Annotated in this window: 16 protein-coding genes; 8 read left to right on the top strand and 8 right to left on the bottom strand. The window is 44.7% G+C overall.

Features of this window, described 5'->3' with window-relative positions:
• The first annotated feature begins 5 nt into the window (after positions 1 to 5).
• The 3 genes from pgsB to pgsW are packed head-to-tail and all read left to right on the top strand — an operon-like array spanning position 6 to position 2736.
• A complete protein-coding gene (gene pgsB / locus CH376_RS10615; RefSeq protein ID WP_100784397.1) occupies positions 6 to 1193 on the top strand; it encodes a poly-gamma-glutamate synthase PgsB in 1188 nt (395 codons plus the stop codon).
• Positions 1181 to 1639, top strand: coding sequence for a poly-gamma-glutamate biosynthesis protein PgsC (pgsC, locus tag CH376_RS10610; RefSeq protein ID WP_100784398.1), 459 nt, complete (start codon positions 1181 to 1183; stop codon positions 1637 to 1639). Before pgsB ends, pgsC begins: the two co-directional genes overlap by 13 nt.
• Positions 1636 to 2736, top strand: a complete 1101-nt coding sequence (gene pgsW, locus CH376_RS10605) for a poly-gamma-glutamate system protein (RefSeq protein WP_100784399.1) — start codon at positions 1636 to 1638, stop codon at positions 2734 to 2736. The genes pgsC and pgsW overlap by 4 nt, the downstream gene beginning before the upstream one ends.
• A gap of 4 nt (positions 2737 to 2740) precedes the next feature.
• On the opposite strand, the gene CH376_RS10600 is transcribed toward pgsW, so the two are convergent.
• Genes CH376_RS10600 through CH376_RS10590 form a run of 3 tightly spaced genes read right to left on the bottom strand, consistent with a single transcriptional unit; the run spans position 2741 to position 5275 of the window.
• Positions 2741 to 3733, bottom strand: a complete 993-nt coding sequence (locus CH376_RS10600) for an alpha/beta hydrolase (RefSeq protein ID WP_100784401.1) — start codon at positions 3731 to 3733, stop codon at positions 2741 to 2743.
• On the bottom strand, positions 3730 to 4035 hold the full coding sequence (locus CH376_RS10595; RefSeq protein ID WP_100784508.1) for a hypothetical protein: 306 nt from the start codon (positions 4033 to 4035) through the stop codon (positions 3730 to 3732). The genes CH376_RS10600 and CH376_RS10595 overlap by 4 nt, the downstream gene beginning before the upstream one ends.
• Positions 4036 to 4048: 13 nt before the next feature.
• A complete protein-coding gene (locus tag CH376_RS10590; RefSeq protein ID WP_100784402.1) occupies positions 4049 to 5275 on the bottom strand; it encodes a DUF445 domain-containing protein in 1227 nt (408 codons plus the stop codon).
• A 234-nt stretch (positions 5276 to 5509) separates the two neighbouring features.
• Here CH376_RS10590 and CH376_RS10585 point away from each other — a divergent pair, with 234 nt between their 5' ends.
• From CH376_RS10585 to CH376_RS10575, 3 genes are all read left to right on the top strand, one after another.
• Entirely contained in the window at positions 5510 to 7186 is a 1677-nt protein-coding gene (locus CH376_RS10585; protein ID WP_100784403.1) for a sensor histidine kinase, read from the top strand.
• 85 nt (positions 7187 to 7271) lie between these two features.
• Positions 7272 to 7748 (top strand): cyclic nucleotide-binding domain-containing protein, encoded by a 477-nt coding sequence (locus CH376_RS10580; protein WP_100784405.1) that lies wholly within the window; start codon positions 7272 to 7274, stop codon positions 7746 to 7748.
• A gap of 69 nt (positions 7749 to 7817) precedes the next feature.
• Positions 7818 to 8783, top strand: a complete 966-nt coding sequence (locus CH376_RS10575; RefSeq protein ID WP_100784406.1) for an alpha/beta fold hydrolase — start codon at positions 7818 to 7820, stop codon at positions 8781 to 8783.
• On the opposite strand, the gene CH376_RS10570 is transcribed toward CH376_RS10575, so the two are convergent.
• Positions 8769 to 11834 (bottom strand): response regulator, encoded by a 3066-nt coding sequence (locus CH376_RS10570; protein ID WP_100784408.1) that lies wholly within the window; start codon positions 11832 to 11834, stop codon positions 8769 to 8771. The genes CH376_RS10575 and CH376_RS10570 overlap by 15 nt on opposite strands.
• 313 nt (positions 11835 to 12147) lie before the next feature.
• On the opposite strand from CH376_RS10570, the gene CH376_RS10565 reads away from it, so the two are divergent.
• On the top strand, positions 12148 to 13560 hold the full coding sequence (locus CH376_RS10565; protein WP_100784410.1) for a sensor histidine kinase: 1413 nt from the start codon (positions 12148 to 12150) through the stop codon (positions 13558 to 13560).
• Positions 13561 to 13606: 46 nt separating this feature from the next.
• Positions 13607 to 15487, top strand: a complete 1881-nt coding sequence (locus tag CH376_RS10560) for an ABC-F family ATP-binding cassette domain-containing protein (protein WP_100784411.1) — start codon at positions 13607 to 13609, stop codon at positions 15485 to 15487.
• 231 nt (positions 15488 to 15718) lie between these two features.
• Here the strand turns inward: CH376_RS10560 and CH376_RS10555 are convergent, their stop codons facing one another.
• The 4 genes from CH376_RS10555 to CH376_RS10540 are packed head-to-tail and all read right to left on the bottom strand — an operon-like array spanning position 15719 to position 24245.
• A complete protein-coding gene (locus CH376_RS10555; protein WP_100784412.1) occupies positions 15719 to 18109 on the bottom strand; it encodes a hypothetical protein in 2391 nt (796 codons plus the stop codon).
• A gap of 32 nt (positions 18110 to 18141) precedes the next feature.
• Complete coding sequence (locus tag CH376_RS10550; protein ID WP_100784413.1) at positions 18142 to 19287, bottom strand: LIC11435 family protein; 1146 nt, start codon at positions 19285 to 19287, stop codon at positions 18142 to 18144.
• Positions 19277 to 21394: a FecR family protein gene (locus CH376_RS10545; protein ID WP_100784414.1), complete on the bottom strand. Its 2118-nt coding sequence runs from the start codon at positions 21392 to 21394 to the stop codon at positions 19277 to 19279. The genes CH376_RS10550 and CH376_RS10545 overlap by 11 nt, the downstream gene beginning before the upstream one ends.
• Entirely contained in the window at positions 21378 to 24245 is a 2868-nt protein-coding gene (locus CH376_RS10540; protein ID WP_100784415.1) for an adenylate/guanylate cyclase domain-containing protein, read from the bottom strand. Before CH376_RS10540 ends, CH376_RS10545 begins: the two co-directional genes overlap by 17 nt.
• Positions 24246 to 24394: the final 149 nt, after the last annotated feature.

Below are 24394 nucleotides of genomic sequence, written 5' to 3'. Positions count from 1 at the left end.
CCAATATGATCTTCCCGATTTCGATCTTGTCCGTTTTCTTTTTTATCTTTTTTTGTTTTCTCATTCTCGAAAAAAGAAAACACTCCGAATCTTTGCCGAGCATTCCGATTCGAATCCACGTAAACGGAACCAGAGGAAAGTCTTCCGTGACCCGTCTCATCCATTCGATCCTCGTTGAAGCGGGATGGAACGCGTTTGCAAAGACCACAGGCTCCGCGCCTAGTCTTTTGTTTCCGGATCGAAGCGAAAAAAGAATTTTTAGAAATAAGATTTCGATTTCAGAACAGATCGCGTTTTTGAACTTTGTCTCCCCAAAAAAAGCGCAAAGCGCAGTAGCGGTCGTCGTGGAATGTATGGCGGTCCAACCTGAGTATCAGAAGGACTCGGAAAGGCTCCTCCTGAAAGCCACCCACACTGTAATCACAAACCTACGCCCCGATCACGGAGAATACGCGGATTCCCAAGGGAAGATTCTCGACGGTTTTTTGCGCACCGTTCCGACTAACGGAACGATCGTCTACGGGCGGTCTTTGGAAGATTTGGATTGGAGAAGTTTCACTTCCGGAAAAAACACGAAACCTGCGCTCGGAGTTCCGAATATTTCGGAAGAATCCATTCAGAAAATTGCAAGTTCTATGCGTTATGCGGAACACAAAGAGAATATAGAGATCGCAGCTTCCGTCTGCGAAATCCTCGGAATAGAAGAGTCTGTGATCCTTCGGGGAATATCCAAGACGGTTCCGGATTGCGGCGCGCTTCGTACGGAGGAATTTTCGTTAAACGAAACAAAACAACGTTTTATATTTGCATTCGCGGCAAACGATATCATCTCCTGGGAAAAAATCTATCGATCCTTTCGGGACCGGTTTCCTTCGGAAAGGGTCAATGTGGTGTTTAATTCTAAAAAAGAAAGACCGGTGAGAACCGTCGAATTCGCCTCTTTTTTTTCAAAAATCTCCGACTTGGAAAATATCTACTTTTTCGGGCCCGGTTACGGAATTTTTTCCTCGGCTTACAAAGGAAACGGAAAGCTGATACGGAAAAGAACTTCCGATGATATACAATGGAATTGGAATATTCAAAATTCGCAGATTTGGATCGGGGCCGGAAATTACGAAGGAGAGGGCAGGGGCTGGCTCGAAAATCAATGCGCGTTATTATCCAAGGTTCGGGATGAAGAATGGAAATCCTGACCCTATCGATCGGAATCGGAATTTTTCTCGGATTTTTTCTTTGGGAAAAGACCGGGCTTTCTCCCGGCGGTTGGGTGGTTCCGGGTTACGTAGCTTTTTGTTTTTTGCAACCCTGGACCCTGCTCCTTCTTTTTACGAACTCTCTGCTCACCCTCGCCGTCTATAGAATCTTAGAGACTTCTTTTTTATCCTTTGGTCAAAGAAAGACCGCGTTCTTTCTTTTGGTTTCGATTTTGATCTCTTTGATTTCTCAGGAAATAGGAAAAGCACACTTTGAATCCATAATAAATTTAGAATATAGATGGATCGGTCATATTTTACCCGGTTTGATCGCGATCTCCGCGGAAAAACAAGGTTTTTTTCGGACGATATCGGCTACGGTTTTGTGTTCTTCCTTGGTAAGGCTATTACTCCTTGGTCTTTTGGGGGAAACTTTTTCCCCATGAAAGTTTGGATTTTTCGGAGACGTTCCGCGCTTTTGACCTCGTTTCTTGCGTTTCTTTCGATCTTGTTCTGTGCAATCGTAGAATTTTTTCCGATCGTAAGTCCGGTCTCCGGATTCGAAATCAAAGAAAACGCGAGTCGACGAGCCTATCGATGTTTTCAAAGGATCGCCGAGTATAGAAATAAAAAAGGGTTAACGATCGATCCCGCTTTGGATCCGAGCCATTCCGGTTTGATCGGAGCTGAACTTTCATCGGTTACGAGTTCTTCCGGAAAACTTACTTCTAAACAGGCTTCGGTTCATCCGGATTTTGCGGCTTGGTTCGCGGATCAGTTTTTGAAAGCCGGTTTAAAAAAAGGAGACGAGATCGCCGCCGGGATATCCGGTTCCTTTCCCGCTCTGAATATCGCTTTTTACTCCGCCGCGGATGCGATGGGTTTAAAAGTGAACGTCATCGGAAGCGTTTCTTCCTCCCAATACGGAGCCAATCTTCCCGATCTTCTGTGGCCCGAATTGGAGAATCTTTTGTTTCGAGAAGGTTTGATCCTGCAAAGGGCGCGGGCTTTTTCTACGGGTGGAATCGACGATCAAGGGATCGGAATCGAAGAACTCGGAGTAAGACGGATTCGAGAAACGATTCTGAAAAACGGGTACCCGTATTTGTCCGTGAACTCTTTTGAAGATTCGCTTATTAAAAGAATCGGTATATACGAAAAACAGAATGTACTTCTTTACGTCAACGTGGGCGGCGGAACCGTTTCCACCGGAACCAGTTTGGGGAAAAAGAAAATTCCGAAAGGTCTCGTTCGGGAAATGAAAGAATTTTCCGAATTGCCGGATTCGATTTTGAAACACTATCTCGAAAAAAAAATTCCGGTCCTTCACGTCGTCGGAATCGAATCCATCTCCGAAGAATCCGCAATGCGTTATGAAAAAGGGCGAATCGCAAAACCGGGAACTTCCAATCTTCTCTACTCGAAAAAAATCAATCGTTGGTTGGCGGGTTTCTTTTTTGTTCTGATGGGATTTCTAATTTTTAAGTTTTCTCGTTGGATTTCGCAGGGAGAAAGAGAAGAAGAGAATACGATCCGTCTTTGAAGGATTAGGTTTTTGAAAAAAACCAGGCGATGGTTTCGTCCCGTTTTAAATCCGGAAGAAGAATCGCCTCGTAGTGATTTTTATCCGGTAGGGTGAGAAACACCGCATTCTTCCAAAACCTTTGAAAGATAGCGATCGCGGAATCGGGAAGCAACTCGTCTCCTTTTTTAAAATTGGGCTTTCCCGCACGGATGATCAAAGCCGGCGCGGAAATCTGAGAATAGGGAAGGACTCGATTCTTTCTTAATATTCGAACGCTTTGAATCGGACTTTTCAGAAAGTTTGTAAAAATCCTTTTCGGATTTCTCGCGCCTCCCATTTGAATCAATTCGGAATCGACGACTTGCTCGGGAATGTTGCAGCGAAAGGAAATGTTTTTTCCTTCTTGGACCGGTTCCAATTCGTATATTAGAAAATTGGCAACATCTTGGTTCCAGGAACTCAGGATGGGGGATTTTTTCGCGAGAGCCAGATATTCCTCTTTTGAAGAAAATATTTTCCCCAATCTTTGTAAGGACTCTTGGATCATCAGAAGATTGGAAATTTTTCTCGGGATCGAAAGTTGTCCGCCTCCGTCGATCAGGCAGAGTTTACCGGTTCTTTGGGGAAACTTTTTTGCGAACGTTAGAGAGATCCAGCAGCCGAGGGAATGGGCGAGTAGGTTCGCTTTTTCGATCTTCAAAAAATCCGCGATTTTCAAAAGGTCGTTCGAGTGCAGATCGTGGGAATACGTTATGCTCGGCTTGGAAGATTCTCCCCGTCCGCGGAGATCGTATGTGATTACGGTCAGGCCTTGTTTGACAAGATCTCTCGCGAGAGGGGCGAAGTTCATCAGATTTCCGGTAAGACCGTGAATACAAATTACCGGCGCCGGAGAATTTTTTGAAAACGGAAACACGCCGTAAACTTCCGCCGCTATCACCTGAGAATCTCCGATCGGGATTTGTAATCGTTTTGAAATATTTTTTGGATTCGAAGTAAGAGTCCGATTCTTCATTCGTCCGATATTTCCGCTCCGAAGCGTTCCATCAAGCTTCTTAATTCCGATTCTATCCCGGAACGAAAGGCGAGGTGAGTGAAGGATATCTTTTCTTTGAGCTTGATCGCCTCGAAACCGTCTTCCGATTTTCGGATCGAATACCAGATCTTGGATTCTCCGAAACCCGCGAACCGGATCGTAAGTTTTTGATCCTCAAGATGAAAGCTAACGATGGAACCTAATTCTTTTCCGCTCAATGCCTTCCGCATTTTTTTGAGGAAGAGTTCGGGAGAATCTTCGGTTAATCGGATGGTTTTCATTCTATCCTCTTCTTTAAGAAACATAGAGCATATAAATCCCTTGGAAAAGACCCACGATTGCGCCCAAAACGGAACCGATCAAAATCAAAACGTATTCGTCTTCTTGAAACGCGGAACGAAGGATGGGTTCGAATTCTTCCGGAGGCAGATCCTTCATTCTTTTGAACATATTGTTCTCGATCGACATCGCTCTTCCCATGTATGTTTCGAGTTTATTGGAACTGTTCGCTAACGAATCGGAAACCCTTGCGATCACTTCCTTTTTGGAAGTTTCGAATTCGGAATTTTCGTTGCTGTTTTCTTTGTCCAAAGTCCCGTTCAAGTGAAGACGTTGCACCGCAGATTCCGTTTCCGATTGGATCGTTTCTACGAGAGAACGGGCCGCGCGCTTGTATAAAATTTCTTCGAGAACGTTTCTCGCGGTCAAAACCTGAGTCGCAAATACGTTGGAATACTTTTTAGATACGTCCTCTTGACGTTTGAGAAAAAGTCCCTGATAGCGTACGGGGCCGATTTTTTTTTCGTACAAAGGTCGAAAGATCATCGTGAGCGCCACCCAGTTCGTGATATAACCGACGACAACCCCCTGGATCGGAAGGGTCCACCAATACGGAAAAAGATTCCACGCGAGGGCTTGTAAGATTCCCATCGCGCCTCCGAGATACCATCCGCAGTGTTCTATAAATTTGAATTCTTTCGCTCCCACTTCTTGAAAGATATCCACGATCCGTTTTACGTTCGGACCCGTAAGTTTTCGAAGGACGAGGGACTTGAAGTTGAATACGCTTGAAACGTTCTCCTTTACCTGTATCATAATATTCTTAACCGTATGTTCGTTCTTTTTTTGAACCCCGGCGATGATTTTCGCTTCCTCGTCTCCTTCCAATCGGGAGCGGAGAGCCGGGTTGATATGATGTATGATTTCTCGAGTCGCTTCCGGAATGAGTTGATCCAAAACCGGTTGAAATTCTTTTTCCAACTGATCCGGATCGACCTTGGAAAAAAAGTCCTCCACCTTGATCAAACGTTCGGTCATGATGTTCACGGATTTGAGGGCCAACTTTTGGGATTTTTTCGGCACGATTCCCTGCCACCCTAGGTAGGGAGGAATTCCCACAAATTCCAGAGGATAGAAGGTCATCTTCAACGCGACCACGTTGGTGAACCAGCCGACAAACCCGTAGGTAACGGGCATCATCAGGATTCCGAATAATTCTTTGTTTTGGGTGAAGAATTCCATAAAATTTCCTGTAGCAAACGCTATAATTTTTCAACTTCTTGCAAGTTCGATTCGGACTTCTGGGAGCGCAAATCCTTTTTTCTAACGATTAGAATAAAATCCGATGAAAACTGAGATCTTTTCAGATCCTTTTTGTAAGAATTCGGCGCGAATCTGAAAAGATTCCGGATTTATGAGTCCAATTTTAAATTGCAGGATTATAGAAAGCTAATCCCAATAAGAGATTCCGTCTTCATGAGTTCGAACCAGCCAAACAGCGCAAGCGGGGGATTGTTTCCTTCCCGACAAGAATCCGAAACCCAGTGGAACCTTCTTCTGCGCAAGAACGGGGAAATTTTGAGCGCCGATTCCTGTCTTTTGGAAAAACTAGATTCTCCAAAATTGGAAAATCTCCGCGCGCACCAACTCGTTCAAAATTGGGATTCCATTCTCCAAGAGAATTTCCCCTGGAAAGGGAAGATCGTATTAATCGATGGAAAAGGAAGGGAGAACTTTTGGGACGGATCCGTAGAATTGTTATGCGAAGACCTTTTTCTTTTTAGATTCTTCCGGCCGAAAATCGAACAAAGAATGGAGGATCTATTCTTCCAGATATTTCATAAGAATCTCGCGATCAAACTCATCATCGACGCTGAAACCGGAAGTATCGTCAACGTAAGCGAATCCGCGCTCGAGTTCTACGGATTTTCGAGAGAAGAATTTTTAAAACTCAAAATCAGCGATATCAATATCCTTAACCCGGAACAGATCAAAACCGAAATGCTGCTCGCGAGTTCGGAGAACAGACTCTACTTCAATTTCATTCATCGATTGAAGTCTGGAATCCACAGGGACGTGGAAGTTTTTTCAGGTCCAATCTCTTTGAACGGAAAAACGTATCTTTATTCCATCATTCACGACGTGACGGAAAGAAACCGCGCCTTGGAAGCCCGCGCTCTGAGCGAAAAAAAATACAGAAACCTGATCGAGCTCGCAGCGGACGGTATCGTTCTGATCGGTTCCAACGGAACGATAGAGGAAGCGAATCAGATGTCCTTGGAACTTACCGGATATACGAAGGACGAGATGCTTCGGTTGACCGCTTTCGATATCATCGATTCGGACAATCTCAAAGTGCTTCCTCTCAATCTCGACTTCGAAGAAGGAACGACTCTTATCCGTGAAAGAGTGATTCGACGCGCGGATGGAAGTCAAATTCCCGTGGAGATCAACGCCGTTCGTTTGGAACAAGGCCGGCTTTTGGCCGTTGTGCGCGACATTCGAGAGAGAAAGCTGATTCAGAAAAAGATGGAGGATTCCTTAAAGGAGAAAGAGCTGATGCTCCAGGAGATTCATCATCGAGTAAAAAACAATCTTCAGATTGTTTCCAGTCTTTTGAGCTTGCATTCCGAATTTAACGAGGATCCTTACTTACAAAAAGTTTTACGGGAATGCGAGTTGCGGGTCAAATCGATTGCCCTCGTTCACGAGGAACTCTATCGTTCCGACGACCTTGCAAAGGTCGATCTGAAAAGTTATTATTTTTCCCTTTCCTCCAATCTGCTTTCGATCTACGGACAATCGGATAAGATTCGAATTCACAATCTGGAAGATTCTTTTTTTATGTCCATCGATCGTGCGATTCCGATCGGTTTGATTCTCAACGAACTCCTGACCAATTCTTTAAAATACGCGTTTGCCGATCAGGAGAAGGGCGATATTTTTTTGGAACTTAAAAAGACGAACGAGCAAGTCGAATTGGAATACAGAGATACGGGAACCGGTTTCGATTGGGACCGAGCGCAAACGTTGCAGAACGGACTCGGTCTTAAATTGATCGATATGCTTTCCTTACAACTTCACGCAAAATTATCTTTCAACACGGAGAGCGGTTTTTATCTTAAAATGCTTTTCGCAGGTTGGAAGGAATGAAATTTCGCGCTAATGTCAGATTCACCTTTCGTAACCTGCTTGCATTATTTAAACTGAGATTTACACTCGCATTTCGGGAAATATTATGCAACATACAAAAGAAGAAATTCTAAAACAGATTTATCTATTTTCCAATTTTACGGAAGACGAATTGAGTTCGATCGCCGAGAAGACGGAATACAAAGTTTACGAACAAGGCGACGCCATCTTTCACGAAGGCAACGAAGCAAAAGCGTTTTTTGTTGTCATCTACGGTACGTTAAAGGTGCTCACTTCCACTGAAAAAGGCGACGACGTCAACGTTACCACGATTGCCACCGGCGATCATTTCGGCGAACTTCCGTTTTTAGATCCGGGCAAACGTTCCGCTTCCGTCGAAGCGATGGAAAGATCCGAACTTTTAAGAATTCCATACGATCACCTCAACGACGTTTTCGCTAAGGACGCGAAGGCGTCCCTAAAATTCTATCAGTCGATTTCTCATTTTTTGGCGAAACGATTGAGAATGCTCACGCACGATTTGACTTACGCGAGAGAACTTAGAAAAAGATTTACGATCTGATTTTAAGCCGCGAGCCGGGTTCGAAAATCGGATCCGGGTTTTTCTCGCCGACCTATAAGGAATATATGGATGAAAAATAATACTTCCGCGTTTCGTTTCTCCCGTCTTGTCTTCGCCTTACTTCTGTTCATCGGCGTTTCGATTTCCTTTCACTCCTGCACGTCGACTCTCGTTTCTTCGGCGTTGTACTACGAACGTTATCAATCTAACTTAGAAAAAAAAGAAATTCAAGTCGGCGCTTACAAATGGACTTATCTCGAAGGCGGCAAGGGAGAAACGATCCTATTGATCCACGGGTTCGGGGGCGATAAGGACAACTGGACCAGGTTTGTAAGAACTCTTACGGATTCTTATCACGTTGTGATTCCAGATCTTCCGGGCTTCGGCGAGAACGATCGAAAGCCAGAGGATGAATATTCGATTCTTACTCAAGTTTCTCGTTTGGACGAGTTTACAAAGTCGATCGGAATCGATAAGTTTCATATCATTGGAAATTCGATGGGAGGTTCCATCTCCGGAGTTTACGCGGCGACTTATCCCGATAAAATTCTGACGCTCGGCCTTTTGGATTCGGCGGGCGTTCAGTCTCCGACCCCGAGCGAACTTTCAATGCATCTTTCGAAAGGAAAAAATCCGCTCGTTGCGAACAACGAAGAGGAATTCGATTTTCTTTTGAATTTCGTTTTCGTAAAACCGCCTTCGATTCCGTCCTTTTTGAAAGGGTATTTCGCCGAGAAGTCGATTCGCAATAGGGAGTTCAACGAAAAGATATACAAGGACTTGCGCTCTCGGATATCGGTGCTCGAAGAAAGAATGAAACTAATACATGCAAGAACTCTAATAGTCTGGGGTGATACCGACAGAGTCATTCATATCAGCTCTTCGGACGTTCTTCTCAAGGGAATTCACAATTCTACGAGGGTGATCTTAAAAGAATGCGGACACAGTCCGATGCTCGAACGTCCGACTGAAACGGCCGGAATCTACGCAAAATTTCTAAAGGGAGAATCCGATCTTTCCTCAGGACTGAAATAGATGTAAGATCGTAGATTCGATATCCTGAATCTGAATCGGCTTGGCGATGTATGCGTTCATGCCTGCGTCGATACATTTTTCCTTGTCTCCCTCCATCGCGTTAGCCGTCATTGCAACGATGATAGGATTCGGATTGGTGAAGTCTTTTCTGATATGCTGCGTAGTTTCGAAACCGTCCATCTCGGGCATTTGAATGTCCATAAAGATCAACTGATAGATCTGATTTTTTAAGCTGCTAAGGGCCTCGACTCCGTTGTTCGCCGTGTCCACGGCGTACCCGAGTTTGCTTAAAAGACGAATCGCGATCTTTTGATTGATCACGTTGTCTTCCACCAAAAGAATTTTTAACGGAATTCTTTCCGAAAGAATTTTCCCTTTTTCGAGTCCTTCCTCCGTTTTTGCGGTCCGTGTAGGAAACGCTTTGTCAAAAATTTTACTCAGCTCGTCCAAAAGGATCGGCTTAAACATCATAAATATCTTAAAACCCGGCCGATTAAAAAGACCTTGAGTCACCAAATGATAAGAATTCCGTAATTCGTTCTCCATAAAAAGAATGATCGTGAGTTTAATGTTAGGCGCTTCGTTTTTGAGTTCGTCCAAAATTTCGGGAAGATTCATGTCCGGAAGATTGAGGTCCGTGAGAAAAATTCCGATTCTTTCCTCTTCTGAAATGATCCGGATCACGTCCTTAGCGGTTCGCGCGAGTTTTACGGAGAAACCGTTTCTTTCGCAGAATTTTTTGATTTGTTCTTTGAGAACGTAGTCCTGAATGGAAACGACCGCGACCTTCGCTAAGTTTTTGGAATGTAATTCCAAAACTCCGACCGAAATTTTATAATCCAATTTTTCGCTGATGATGGATAGAGTGAATTCGGATCCTTTGTCCACCTGGCTTTTGACGATGATTTCGCCCTTCATCAACTCGGCTAATTTTTTACTGATGGTAAGTCCGAGTCCGGAACCTCCGTATCTTCTCGTAGTGGAGGAGTCCACTTGGCTGAAGGCTTTGAAAAGAAGTTCCAATTTTTCCTCCGGAATTCCGATTCCGGTGTCTTGAAGTCGAAAGATAATTCTTAACTTTTCGTTCGGGAACTTTTCCGCTTCCACGTTGAGGACGATTTTTCCTTTCTCCGTAAACTTGATCGAGTTTCCCAGAAGGTTCATAAGAATCTGTCTGAGTCGATAAGGATCCGAGACAATCCAATGAGGAACCAACTCGGAGATTTTCAATTCGACAACCAATCCTTTTTCTTCCGCCATGGGTCGGAATAAATTGCAGACTTCTTCGCTCAGTTTTTGAGGGGAAACCGGCTGCATTTCCAATTTGAGTTGTCCGGATTCGATCCTGGAAAGATCCAAGATGTCGTTTAACAAAATGAGAAGATTTTGCCCGCTCGATTTGATGATATCCAGATATTCCTTTTGTTCCAAGTTGAGAGAAGTTCCCTCCAAAAGACTCACCGTTCCGATTACGCCGTTCAGAGGAGTTCTTATTTCGTGGCTCATCATCGCTAAAAAGTCGGACTTTGCTTTTGAGGCGGCCTCCGCGGTTTCTTTCGCTCGCTTTAGAGAATCCTCATATACTTTTCTTTCGGTGATTTCGTGCCAAACCGCTAAAAACACCTGCTTTTGATACATCCTCATCGGAGTCAGAGTGATTTCGGTCGGGAATTCCTCTCCGTTAAAACGTCTGTAGATCCTTTCAAACGTGTAGACTCCTCTCCTTCTGGCCATAATTTCAGTTTCATCCGCTTTTTCTCGAGATCGTCTTTCGTCGGTTTGTTTTTCTGCGGAAAAATACGAGGGATGTTTTCCCAGAATCAGATTTTTATCCTCGCAACGAAGCATATTCAAAGTGGCGGGATTACATTCGAAGATTCCGGATTCGTCGTAGAGAACGTGAGGTTCGCTCGAATGTTCGAAAAGAAGCCTGAACTTTTCCTCCGCTAATTTTTTCTCCGTTATATCCACAGAGACCGCGCTGACCCCGGTGATTTCACCGATCGAATTCTTTATCGGATAAAAAGACGTTTCGGTAAATACCGTCGCCCCATCCAAAGACCTGGATCCGGTGATTTGGAAACGTTCGTCGGAAAGCGCACGATCATAGTAGTTCTTCCATTTTCGGATTTCTTCCTCGGATATTCCCACGTTGAAAATTTTGTAACCGGGATAGATTTCTTTTTGAAAGTATTTCTTTATCTCGGCGAAGAAAGAGGAATTGTATATAATGATTTCGTAATTTTTGTTGATCGACCAGATCATGGCTTCCGAATTTTCGATGACGGCGTTCAGATTGGCTTCGTGTTCGGCGATCTTGATCGATTGTTCTACGAGCGATTTTCGAGCGATGATTTTTTCGGTGATGTCTTTGATCTGAACCAGAATGATCTTGTTCAGACTGGAAGCCAAAATTCTAAATGAAACGTTTCCCCAAAAATTTTTTCGATCGAATGTTTTGAACTCGACTTCCCAGTTGTAAGATTCTCCTTCCGAAACCCGCTTTTTCATCGATTGATAGTCCAATAGGGAAAATCCCTCCTCGAGAAGGGCAGTAAAAGTAACTCCGACTAAATCGGAATGCCTGGCCGCAAAGTATTGAAGCGCGGTCAGATTGTTTTCGATTACGATATCCGTTTCCGGTTCCAGAAGCAGGATCGCGTTAGCCGATCTTTGAAAGATCATCGTTCTGAGTTCTGAATCTTTCGAAAAAATGCCCGGTGTTTGAGATTCTTCCCGAAAAGGATTTTTGGAAACGAACATTAGTTTATGTCCGTTTTCCACGCGACAAATTTGGAAAAAAAACGAGAAGGATTTTCCTTTCTTTCCGCGAAGCACCAGCTCCCGGGAGATTCGGGAGGTTTCGTCCGTGTCCGCTCCTTTCCAAAAGGAGATCCATTCCCCGGGTTGGGCCCAGTCCCAATCTGCAGGGTTCGTGCTTTTTTTAAGATTGAGCGGGAATTCTTCCCAAGCCGGGTCGATATGCCAGGTCATCGCTTCGCCCGCGGAATTGAGAAGTAAAAAGTTTGAGTCGGTTCCGAAAGGAGTCATTTGCTTTCTATAATTAAAGATGAGAGTAGTATAATTCAATGAGTTGAATCACTAAACAAGCAAAATAAAAGCAAAAATGCAAAGTATACTTTGATTCTACACAATTCAAAAAACATTGTGTAGAAAATATACCATCCTTCACAGCCTCATTTTTTTTGAGAATCGATCGATTTTTCCATATTCTTAAATTACGAACTTCTTTTTTCTTTCGGGTTGAATTTCATTCTGTTTGATAATACGAGAGGGGATCTCCGTTTGCGTTTGGTTGACGTCTCTCACTCTGAAAAGTAAGTTGCCTGATAAGAACGGAATCATGGAACCCATCCCGATTACAGAAGAACGTTACGGACTCCTCTTCGAACTTTCGAGAGACGGACTCGCCGTCCACTCGGAAGGAAAAATTCTTAGAGCGAATCCCGCGCTGGTGAAGATGCTCGGGTATGATTCGTTAGACGAAATTATAGGAAAACCGGTTCTCCAATTCGTCCATCAAAGATCGCGGGGGATCGTGAAGGAACGGATTCATAAAATGAATCAAGAAGGCGTGGGTGTCGGAATCATCGAGGAAGAATTTATCCGCAAAGACGGTTCCACTCTTTTTGTCGAAGTTCTTGCGAGCGCTTTTTTTGAAAACGAACGTCAGTATGTTCAAGTCATCATAAGGGATATCAACTCCAGAAAACGAGCCGAGTTGGAGCTCGAAAGATTACGCTCCAAACTTCAAATCAACCGGGACAGGCTGCTCGGTGTGATCGAAGGTACGAAAGATTCCATCTGTGCGGTGGATATCAATTTTAGAGTGATCGCTTTCAATTCTTCTTTTGAATTAAACTTCTGGAAACTCTACGGCAAGAAGATAGAGGAAGGAAATCTGCTGCCCGATCTGATCCTAGATCCGTTGGAAAGAAGCGTGGTGATCGAAAACTGGAGCCGCGCCCTTCGCGGAGAGGTTTATACTACGGAACGAACAATGCGGGGCTTTGTTCAGGATGTTGCTATATTAGAAATCAGTTATAGTTCCATCCGGGATTCTTCCCACAATCTGATCGGAGCGACTCAGATCATCCGGGACATTACGGAAAGAAAACGAGGCGAAGAAAAACTCAAAAAAACCCTGGAAGAAAAAGAAGTGATGCTGAAAGAGATTCATCATCGCGTTAAAAACAATCTTCAGGTCGTGGCGAGTCTTCTGGGACTCCAGGCGGAACATTCCGACAACGAAAAAATTTCCCAGATTCTTCGAGAATGCGAACGTAGAATCCAGTCGATGGCTTTGATTCATAAGGAACTCTATCAGTCAGAGAATATTACAAAAATTGATTTTTATGATTATCTGAACACGTTGCTCGTCAGTCTTCTCCATTCTTTCGGAAAGGAAAAGAAGGTGGAATTTAGAATTTCCTCCAAACCGAACTTCGTCTCGATCGAAACGGCGATTCCTCTCGGTCTCATCGTAAACGAACTCGTAACGAATTCTTTGAAATACGCGTTTCAAAACGAAAAACGGGGAATGATTTCCGTTAAACTCAGGACCGACGGAGTGGAATCCATTTTAGAAGTCAGCGACGACGGAGTGGGAATGCCGGAGAATTTTGATCTTTCAAAATCGGAATCTCTGGGACTTCGGCTTGTCGAAATTCTTTCCAGACAACTTCGAGGAAAGTCCCTGTTTTTGCCTCCGATCGAAGGAAAAGGAACTCGGTTTCAAGTTCAGTTTAAAGTTTAAAAACACTTGTCCTCTTGCGCTTCGATAGGGACTCTGCAACTGTCCCATGAATTTAATTTCCGTAGATAAGATCTCGAAAGAGATCGGCGATAAAGTCCTTTTTAATCAAATCAGTTTCGGCATCAACGAAGGCGAGAAGATCGGGATTCTCGGAATCAACGGTTCCGGAAAATCTACTCTTCTCAAAATGCTCGCCGGATTGGACGTTCCCGACTCGGGACAAATTCTTAAAAATAAGATTCTGCAGATCGCGGTTCTTTCCCAATCTCCCGTTTACGACGCCGAACATACGATCTTAGAACATATCTTTTCCAGTAAAAGTCCGATCCTCGGTACGATTCGAACTTACGAAAACCTTTGTGAAAAACTTGGCTCCGGAGATCCGGAGATCGAAAAAGAATACGAAAAAATCATGCAGGAGATGGATCGACTCGGCGCCTGGGAACTCGAGGCTTGGTTTCGTTCCCTTTTGAAAGAATTGGATCTTCCAGATCTTTCCCTAAAGATGAATTCTCTTTCCGGAGGAATGCTCAAAAAAGTCGCGCTCGTTCAAACTCTTATGGAAGAATCCAATCTTCTCGTATTGGACGAACCCACAAACCACTTGGACGTCGACACAATCGTCTGGCTCCAGGATTATCTAACCGAAACCAAAAAGGCGGTTCTACTCGTGACTCACGATCGTTATTTTTTGGAAGAAGTGACGGATCGAATCATCGAACTTGAGAATGGAAATTTATTATCCTTTCCCGGAAACTTCGGTTTCTATCTCGAAAAAAAAGCCGAAGCCGAAATCGTAAAAGAAAAAACGGAACACAAAGAAAAACGATTTATCAAAAAAGAATTGGAATGGTTGCGAAGACAACCGAAAGCCCGCGGAACAAAACAAAAGGGAAGAACCGACCGCGCGCTCGAAGTGATGAATCGGAAAAAAACCGGCAAAGAGATCGTTTTGGATTTTTCGGTTTCGGGAAGAAGGCTTGGTAAAAAAATTCTTGAATTGAAAAATCTTACGAAGTCGTACAAATCGCCTTTGATTAAAGGATTCTCTTATACGTTTAAAAACGGAGAAAGAATCGGAATCGTAGGTCCGAACGGCGCCGGTAAATCCACATTGCTCAACTTGATCACAGGAAGAGAAACTCCGGATTCAGGAGACGTAAGCGTGGGAATGAATACGAGTTTCGGCTATTTCGATCAAGTTTCCCGAGAACTTTCAGGGGACATGCGAGTAATTGAATATATCAAAAAAGAATGCGGAGTTTCCGTGAAGATGAGCGACGGTTCGATTATGAGCGCCGCCGACATGTTGGAACTTTTTCTTTTTGACGGAAGGCTTCAGGCTAACTTTATCAAAAACCTTTCCGGCGGAGAAAAAAGAAGGCTCTATCTCGTTTCAATTCTGATGACCAATCCTAATTTTCTTATCCTCGACGAACCCACAAACGATTTGGACATACGCACACTTTCCGTTTTGGAGGAATTCCTTTCGGAATACGGAGGTTGTATTCTTGTGGTTTCCCACGATCGCTACTTTATGGATAGGACCGTGGATTATCTTTTCGTGTTTCAGGGAAATGGAACGGTCGAAAAGTTCCCGGGGAACTATTCCGAATATTTGGAATATAAGAATTATCTAAATAAGCAGAAAGACAAAAAAAATCCAGAGACGGAAGTCAAGGATTCCGAACCCGAAAAGCAAAAATCCTCCAAAAAAGGTCTGAACTTCCAGCAGAAAAAAGAACTGGAATCCTTGGAAGAGGAGATCGCGGTTCTCGAAAAAGAGGAACAGGATTTGACTAAGATTCTTCAATCCGGAACCGGAAAACCGGAAGAACTCGTCGTTTCCGGCAATCGACTCACGGAAATTCATTCGATTCTTCCGGACAAATTAACGCGTTGGGAAGAACTACAAAACTTAATGTAGAAAGATTTTATCCAAATCGTAGGCCGTTTTTACTTTTTGGAAAAGGATCCGAAATACTTTTAGAGTATCCGAGAAGTTGCCGCCAGATATTCAGTGATCCCTTTTTTTAAGAACTCCGTAAGTTCTTAAAAAAAGAGGAGTTCCCACGGATTACCTTTCTTGAACTTTTGATTCACTTTTCCACAAACGGATTCGCCGTTAAATTCTTATAGTAGTTCCCACATTCAAATTTTATTGGCAGACTCCGTTGAACTCATACGCGCCGATCGAATATCCGAAAGAACCCAATGGAACCGGGAAAGCGGGAGTTACGTTCTGAGTCCGAGCGGTTCCGTTTTTGTCGTTTTGATACAACGTCAAATAGGGCGCATAGAGAGGATCCAAACCGCCGTAGACCGAAGTGCACGCAGACGGAGTGCTTCCTCCGCCTAATTGAAAGTAGTTTAATGGTCCAGTCGCAGGCAGAAAGAACGGAACCGCGCTGAAGTTTTGCGCGTTCGCTCCCGAAGCGATATCGGTCGTACAAGCCGCGTTTCTGAGAGGACCGGGATTTCCTAAACATGAAAGATCAAAATTGAACAAAGGAGTTTTCGCAAGAACCGTGCAGTTGAATAAATTGTTTCCTTTTACTTCCGCGGTCGGGCCGGGGGCGGGAGTAAAGTTCATACAAATCGAATTGGTCGCGCTTGAATTCGCAAAGATTTGATTGTTTGCGATCTTATGTTCTATTCCCAATCCGAGAGAATTGATTCCGAAAGAATCCGTTGTTCCGATTCCCCCGAAAATAGTATTGTGTATGATATGAATGTTTGTCGCGTTCACGTTTAGGGTTCGTATTCCAGAAGTATTCACGGCTGTGACTGCGGGAGTTCCGATCAAATGGTAGGAATTGATCACGTTATTCGTGATTGCCAGAGACTGTGCTGCCGTCAGGTTTCTAGCAAAGATCGCGGTCGAAAAATCCCCCGCGGTCGCGCCTAAGTGAGAATTTCCGTTCAGCCAGTTTGCGTATATCACTCCTACGCTGTTGTTTAAATAGATTCCCGCGGAAGCGCTGTTTCCGGATCCGCCCAGGATATAGTTGTAGGAGATATTGATATTGGGAGTGATTCCATAGGCAGCGATTCCGGAACGAACCGTCCCCACGGTATAAGCGCTGGCCGAATCGGTTCCCTGAATCACGTTACCCGCGATGATCGCTTGGTTGGCTCCCGTGTTGACTCCGTTTAAAAATACTCCCGTTGACCAAGGGTTGTTCGGATTCGATTTAATCGTAAATTGATTCACGAAAATGTTTGCGGTTAAATTTGCGAGAGGAGGTCCGATAAAGATCGCCGCGCAGGTATTTCCTTCGATCGCTCCGCAATTTCCGAAAGGCGAAATGTCTTGGATCGTCGTAGGAAAAGAGTTTGTGTTTCTTTGAGTGAACGCGGAATCGAACGCTCCCAAAAGACTGACCCCGTCTTTGAGATCGATTCTTTCCGTTGCGTTATCCGAAATCGAATAAGTTCCGGTGGCAACCAAAACGAAACAAGGAACCGCGGAACAATTGCTCACCGCGTAACGTATCGAAGAACAAGCGTTTGCCACGGTATCGCACAAGCCCGCGGGTAAACCGGTCGGTGTCACGTATTTCACCTCGTTGGTGACCGTATAAGTAAAAACGAATGGAGTTCCGTTGTTGTAGGATTTTCCGGTTCCGGGATCGATACAACCCGTTAGACGAACATAGAGTCCGGTTCCGGTCGGCCAAGCGCCGCCCGAGCCGACACGAACCTTATTGGAAGCCGGATAAGTGATGTTGGCTGGACCTTGTAAGAATTTTAGATTTCCGGCCGGAGTGTTGACTCCGTCGAGGACGCAACCTGTTACGTTCTTAGAAAAAGTAAGATCGATAAAATCCGAAGGACGAAGTACGGTTTGATCCACAGGAATCGAATTTGTTACGCTCAAACAGTTCACGTTGAGCACTACGGGAGCCGCCGCGATCAATCCTGCGGGAAGCGGGGGAGTTTCAAATTGGCAAACGTGAGCTTGCGGACTAGAAATGATCTGAACGGAATAACCGGATTGATCCGGGATTTCAGCGGAGAAGGTATGAGCGCCGTCGGTCGTAATCGACAGTAGATCCACGGCCCCGCTTCGAACCTGAAGACTTCCTACGACGGAAGAAGAGATTCCGTAAACCTGCAAGGAAACGGGATATGTTTTTGCGGCGCAGACTACTTCGACATAAGCGAAGAAAGGATCTAACGTGCCTTTAGGATTGGAGATAGAACAGTTGATGGCGGGACTCGGACTTACATTCGGCTGACTCACCACCGTGACCGAATAGTCCGAATACTTTGCTTTTTGCTGTGAGAATTTCGTAGTACCGTTTTGGGTGATTGCCAGTGTATCTGAATTGTCGCTTTGTAAAACGAGAGTTCCGCCGGTAAGACCGGTAACTTTCACCTTCAAATCGATCGGAGTCTGTGATACGGAAATGAAATTGGCCAATATGGAAGTGTCCACGAGGGAGCTTCCATTGGGTTTTGGAATGCAATTTTGAGTCAGGAACAACGAGATTGTTAGGAGAAACCATCCGAGTTTCGGGAGAATCTGTCTTATTGTTTTATACACAAAATTCCTGCTCTATAAATAATAACCTCAATTCAGAAGAATATTTTCATCCCTAATTCAAAAGAGGTAGGAAAAAAATCGTTGGGAGATTTTGTCCCATTTCTTGCGTCTGCCGTTCCGGTTTTGAAAAAGGGAACGATCCATTTGTCCGATTCTTGAAACCCGGTTTTGGAGGAAGACGGACCCACAAATGCCGCATCTGACACATTTAAGAGGTAGAGAAGGGCGACGATCCCCAAAGAAACATTGAAGGAATTGTAGTGAGAGACCGCGTTTCCGTAATCGGATTGAACTTGGAGGTAATTGTAAGTCGCAAAAGGAATGAAGGTAGGATTGTCCAAAAGCAAAAGCGATTGGTTTAGATTCTTACTTTGATCCAAGGCAGCGAGGCTGGAATTGTATTCTCCATACTGCTGAGCGGAATATGCGATCGCGCCCACCATCAAAATCGGAAAGATCCAACTTTTGTATTTTTTTTCCTGAGAAGATTGGCCCCAACCGGGGAGGAGCGCCGATTTCACAGCCGGACCCCACTGGATCAATCCGGTAGAGGCGACTTGTGTTTCTTTTTCGTTTTGTTTGACCATCTCCGAGAGTTGTTTTTCCGTATCCGCGATGATCAGAAATCCCTTCTTTGCCGTTCTTTTGTTTCTTGGATTTTCCAAAGAAAGGGTATAACTTCCGTCTTTCAGGTTCAGATTTTCAACCCTGAGTTTAATTTCTTTCGAGTTGATAAATTCGAATTCCGGTTTGATGGTTTCTCCGCTCGGGAGAAGAAGACTAACGTTCATCGCTTCGGTGAAATTTTCGCCTTTGATATTGAGATGAGTTCCTAATTTTTCCCGAAGAACTTTCACGGAAGAATCGGAGTCCAGAACCGGGGCTCTGGAAAGAATTACTTCGAAGGCGCTCCATTCCGAAAAGACCGAAACTCTTCCGAACTTGTTGAGAACGCCGATCCTGTGTTCGTAGATTCCCGGCGGAAGATTGACTTCGAATTTCGTGGATTTCGTTTTTTCCCGGGTGATTCTTCCGTTCGGGTCCTTGATTTCAATCATGTAGGCGCTTGCTTCGGGAACCGATTTCCATTCCAAATACTGAGCGTCCTCTTCTCCGAATACGGAAAAGGAATAAAGGATACAAAAGAGAAAAATCGATTTGTAAATTTTATTCCACATAGATTTCCTTCGGCGTAAGAATTTCCGGCGGTCGGATCGTTTTACTCAGCTTAATTTCAAAATTTCTGGAAACGGGAATCGTATGTTTCACGGCGCCGTTTTTATCCTTGTACTGAGCGGAGATTCTCCATTGAAATTTACCTTCTTCTAATATGGAAAAATCCTTAAACGAATAAGAATCGGATTTGATCTCCCGTTTCCAGATCGATTTGTTTCCTTTGGACTTCACTTCGAACAGTTCCAAAAATACGGCGTCCGTGTTTCCCTCGGATTCCCAACGAAAGTCGATGCTTTCCCGGTTGGAGATATCTATGACTTCTTCGGTCGCAGGACTGTTTTGACTCAGGAAAGGCGCGTTGTCAGAGGTCTTAAACGATTGAGTTTTGCTCGTCAATAAATTCTCCCCTTGGCTACTCAAAAGGGAAACCCGCCAAAAATACTGTCCGGGTGCGGGAAGGTTTATCGTTCCCGAAGACGCTCTGAAATTTTCACGGACGAGGCCGTTTGTAAAATCGGAATTCTTTGCCACTTCTAATCTATAAACACCTGAAGGCTCCGGTCTTTGCCAACGAAGCGTTAATTTATGGTTGGATGGATGGCCCAACTCCTGCTCATTCGAAGGAAATAAGAGATCCAAATTTTCAAGAGCCGCAACCCGAAATTGTCTGGAAGTCGAAACGATTGATTCTCCGTCCTTGGCGCCGGCCTTGATTCTCCAGAAATACGTTCCGGCGCTCGAGATCGGCGCGGAAGTCAAAGAAGTCGTATTTGTTTTTTTGTTCCAGACCAAATTCTTAAAATCCGAATCGTTTGCGATTTCAAGCGTATAATCGTTCGATTCGGTGGAAGCCGACCAAACGAACAAGGCTCCTTCTTTCGAAATTTTTCTAAGAGAAATTTCTTCCTGATCCGCCGGACGTTTCAAAGAAGGAGGTTCCGGCTTTTCCAGTTTTTTGATGGAGAATCCTACGGAATCGGAAACGTTCGCCTTCAATTCCGGCATCGAAGGTTTCGGAGTGACCCTCGCAAAAAAGGCGCCTTCCTTTGTCTTATCCCAACGATACAAGGAGCCGGTCACTTCCTGGTTGAGAATCACGTCCGAAAATCCTTTGTCCTTTGCGATTTCCAATACGTAACTTTTTGTAAAATCCACCGGCGTCCACTGGATCACCACGCTTGGAAGGGAATTCGTAAATCGGAATTCTTCGGATTTGGTCGGAGTAAAAAGAGAGGGCTTCAGACCTCCGAGGATCGTAAAAGATCTGGTTTCGCTGAATTCCGATTTTTGCGTCGTCGGATTGATCGCTGTGATTCTCCAGAAGAAAGTTCCTTTTTCCAAAGACTTGATCGCTGAAATTCCGTTCGCCTTGGTGCGTCTGACGTTTTTGGAAAAGCTAGGATGATTCGAAATTTCTAATGTATATTCCTTAACTGCGTCCACCTTGTTCCAGGCAAACGCGACCGGATGCAGATTGGAATCGGCCTGAAAGAATTTTCTTTCCGGAGGAGAATTGAGCGCGATCGACAGGGATCGGATCGCTGTCTTTCCGTTCTTTACTTCCAAGGCTTGGTTGTTCGCAACCGTCGATTCCTGATTTCCGGAGATTACTTTTGCGTTTCCTTTGGAGACTTCGAGATTCAACGCCTGATCGTCCGATTTGGAAAGTTTCAGATCTCCTTTGTTGACCTCGACGGTTTCGGTTCCGCTCTTGATCATAAGCGCGGTGCCGCTGTCCTTGTTCGCGGATACGGATCCGTAAGCGAAGTTGATCGAAAGATTTTTTTCGGAGAAGTCGAGAAAGATCATACTCTTCTGATCGAGTTTGATTTCGGTTCCGTCGTTCAAAACCAAAACGGCTTCCGCTCCGTCGTCGGTGCGGACCGTGTCTCTGTTTCTGACCTTCATCGAAGTTTCGATTTCTTCCCAGACGACTTCCGAGTCGAATTTTCTCTGGGCCTTTTTATTTTTAAAGATGATGGTTCCGATTTCGGGATTGTTCCCCGTTTTTTGTCCGTAATAAAGATGAAGGTACAGTAATATACTAAAGAGGACGATCAGTCCGATGAGAAAGCTGACTACGTATTTTCCTTCAGTCAAGTATCTCATACTTAACTTCTTCTCCCGGTTCGCCGTCGCCGCTTTCTTTTTTCTTAGGAGGTTCCCAGACGATTCCGATCTTAGCACGGAGTTCTTCCACGGATTTCGGACAATTCGGATCGTCCTTTCTTCCCAAAACGGCGTAGATCGTTTGCGGTTCTTCTTTTCCTTTTACCTTGATCGACTGCATCTTTTCTACGTTGAAGATATGAGAAACGTGATTGAGCATATCCTGCGTTATGAGGACGTCGGTTCCGAACGGTTTGTTGAGGGCTTCCACGCGGGAGGCGAGGTTCACCGCGTCTCCGATAACGGTATATTCCAATCTTTGTTCGGAACCGATCTGACCCGCGATGACGGGACCGTAGTTCAGACCACAACCGATTTTGATGATCGGTTTTTTATCTCCGCCTCGTCCTTGGTTGAAACGAAGAAGCGCGGCTCTCATCATAAGAGCTCCGTTGACCGCGTTCTCCGCGTCTTGATCGGAGGTTTTGGCCGCGCCCCAAGTCGCCATGATCGCGTCGCCGATGAACTTATCCACGATCCCGTGTGTTTCGTTTACGCACTGGACCATTTCGGTCATATATTCATTTAAGAATTCTACCACTTCTTCCGGTTCGAGCTTTTCGGAAATCGAGGTAAAACTGCGGATATCGGAAAAAAAGATCGCGCACATCTTTCTTTCCCCGCCGAGGGTGAGTTCCTGTTTGAGAACCATCTCCGCGATTTCTTTGTTTACGAATCTTCCGAGCGCGTCTTTGACCTTTTCCCTTTCTTCGAGACCCTTTCCCATGTCAACGAAGTAATCGGTCAACAAACCGACCTCGTCCCGAGTGGAGGAGCGGATTCCGATTTTGAAGTTTCCTCTTGCGATTTCGGTTGTCGCTTGCAAAAGATTTAATATAGGTTTTGTGATCGTTTTAGCAAAGAAGAATACGATGATAAGCGCGAGACAAAGCGCGATTCCCATGATGAGAAGATTCGTTTTTTGAATCCGGTAAACCGCTTCGAAGGCCTTGTCTTCCGGGACGATGGAAACGACCGCACCGCCGCCGAAACCGAGTTTTTGAAAAGAACCGAACCAGGACTTTCCGTCCTTATCCTTGTATTCGGTTTGTTTTGTGTTCTCCGTGCTGTTGACCATCATCTCGACGATCGGAAGATTCATAAAATTCGTGTTGGACTGAAGAAGTTTCGGATCGGAATGTGCGATCAGATCTCCTTCTCCGTTCACAAGAAACACTTCCGAGATATCCTGTTTTTGAAACGCGTTTAAGAATTTTTCGAGTCTTAAGATCAACACGAGAACTTTCGGATCGGCGCCGGAGGAGGAAGGGATCGCGATCGCAAAGATCGGTTCCTTAAATTCGGCGCTCAGATTTTCGATTCTTCCTCCGGTTAAAATCGACTTTTGAATCAGATTGGGACGGGAAGATATCAGACCTGAAATTTCTTGCGGAGAGGATTTGATCTCGCTCAAATACGGTTCGTTGAAGAATTCGTTGACCGTAGTCGGATTGTTATTCGCGACTTGGAAAAGTCCCGCGTAGATAAAGTCGGGATCGTTTTGAAAAAAGATATCCGCAAACGAAATTCCCTGCTTTCCCTGATGTAAGGCGTTTGCGATCTGTTTTCCGTTCGAAAGGATATCGTTGATATCCGTTTTGATTTTGAGCCCCAGAATATTCACTAAATTCAAATTGTTCTGAAGAACCCTGAGTTCGGAATCTCCCCGAAACGCCGAAGAGGCGAAAAAGATGATCGTGGTAACTGTCAAGGTCATCAAAAGGGAAATGACCGCCATCAATTTGATCTGAAGAGGAAGTTTGGTTTTGGTTCCCGAAGCGGATTTTTCATTTTGAATTTCGGGTTCCGCAGCGGTCGATTTTTCCTCCTTGCGTTTTTTATCGGTTTCGCCTAACGCGGAAGCGGGAACCGAAGTTGTTTCCGATTTTGGAGGCGTCGATTCTATCTTCTTTTCCGGTTGAATCGGATCCGATTCTTTTTTTGCCGCTGGTGGTTCAGGACTTTGTGTCGCGGGAGTTGTTTCGCTTTTTGCGGGTTCGACTGAAACCGGGGTCGTCTGCGGTTCGGGTTTTGTTTCCGGGATCGGAGGCGCGACGACCGCAAATTCTTTCGGTTTTTCCTTTCCTTCCAGATTTTCGATTTCGATCGCGTTGATCGCGAGAGACTTGTAGGAACGGTTCGAAGATTTTAGATCCTCTTCCGTAATCGGGACGGCGTTGATTTTGGTAAGATTCTCGATGCCGGGTTCGTATTGAATTTTGTATTTCAGTACTGAGTTTCTTTTGCCTTCCCGGATCAAATGAGAGGAGATCGAAAATTCTCCCGGAGGAGGTTCGTGAAAAGAAGTTCCTTCTTTGTGTCTGGAAATAAATTTCCGAAAAGCGGAGTGATCGGAATCCTGAAACGAATAACCGAAGTGATAGATTCTATCCTCCAATTCTTTGTCGCCGATGGAAGGTTCGCTCGCGATTAAGAGTTTGGAGAGAAACAAAGGGAATCTACTTTCGCAATCGGGTTCGATCAGAAAAAGAAGGTTTCCTTTTTTTAAGAATTTCTTAATTTTAAGATAAGCGCCAAAAACGGAGTCGTTCGTTTCCGGACCGGGAGGAAGAACTACGGAAAGAATGGAGACTAACGGATCAACGGAGTCTAACGTTTCCGAATTGGAAAAGGATTTGCTCGTGACGACACAGATCGTACCGATTTCCTTTTTTGTGATTTCCTCATTCAGAACGGAGGCGTTTGTTTTTCCGTTCGAACCCGCGCCGGAGATAAAAACGAGCGCGCCCGTGGTTCCGAAAGGAAGATAACGGTGATTGATTTCTAACATGAATGACGGTTCTCTATTCCAGAAAAAAATGATTCCTCCGGGAGGAATATTCTATTTTAACCGGATTTTTCCTCTTCTCTAATATAAGCCATGAAAACTACGTTTTTGTTCGTTTTTCGCAAGAAATCGCTTTCTGCTATGATATAGTT

Origin of the sequence: Leptospira adleri, from assembly GCF_002811985.1 — a bacterium.
Lineage (GTDB): Bacteria > Spirochaetota > Leptospiria > Leptospirales > Leptospiraceae > Leptospira > Leptospira adleri.
This window is presented reverse-complemented; position numbering and strand designations above follow the sequence as displayed.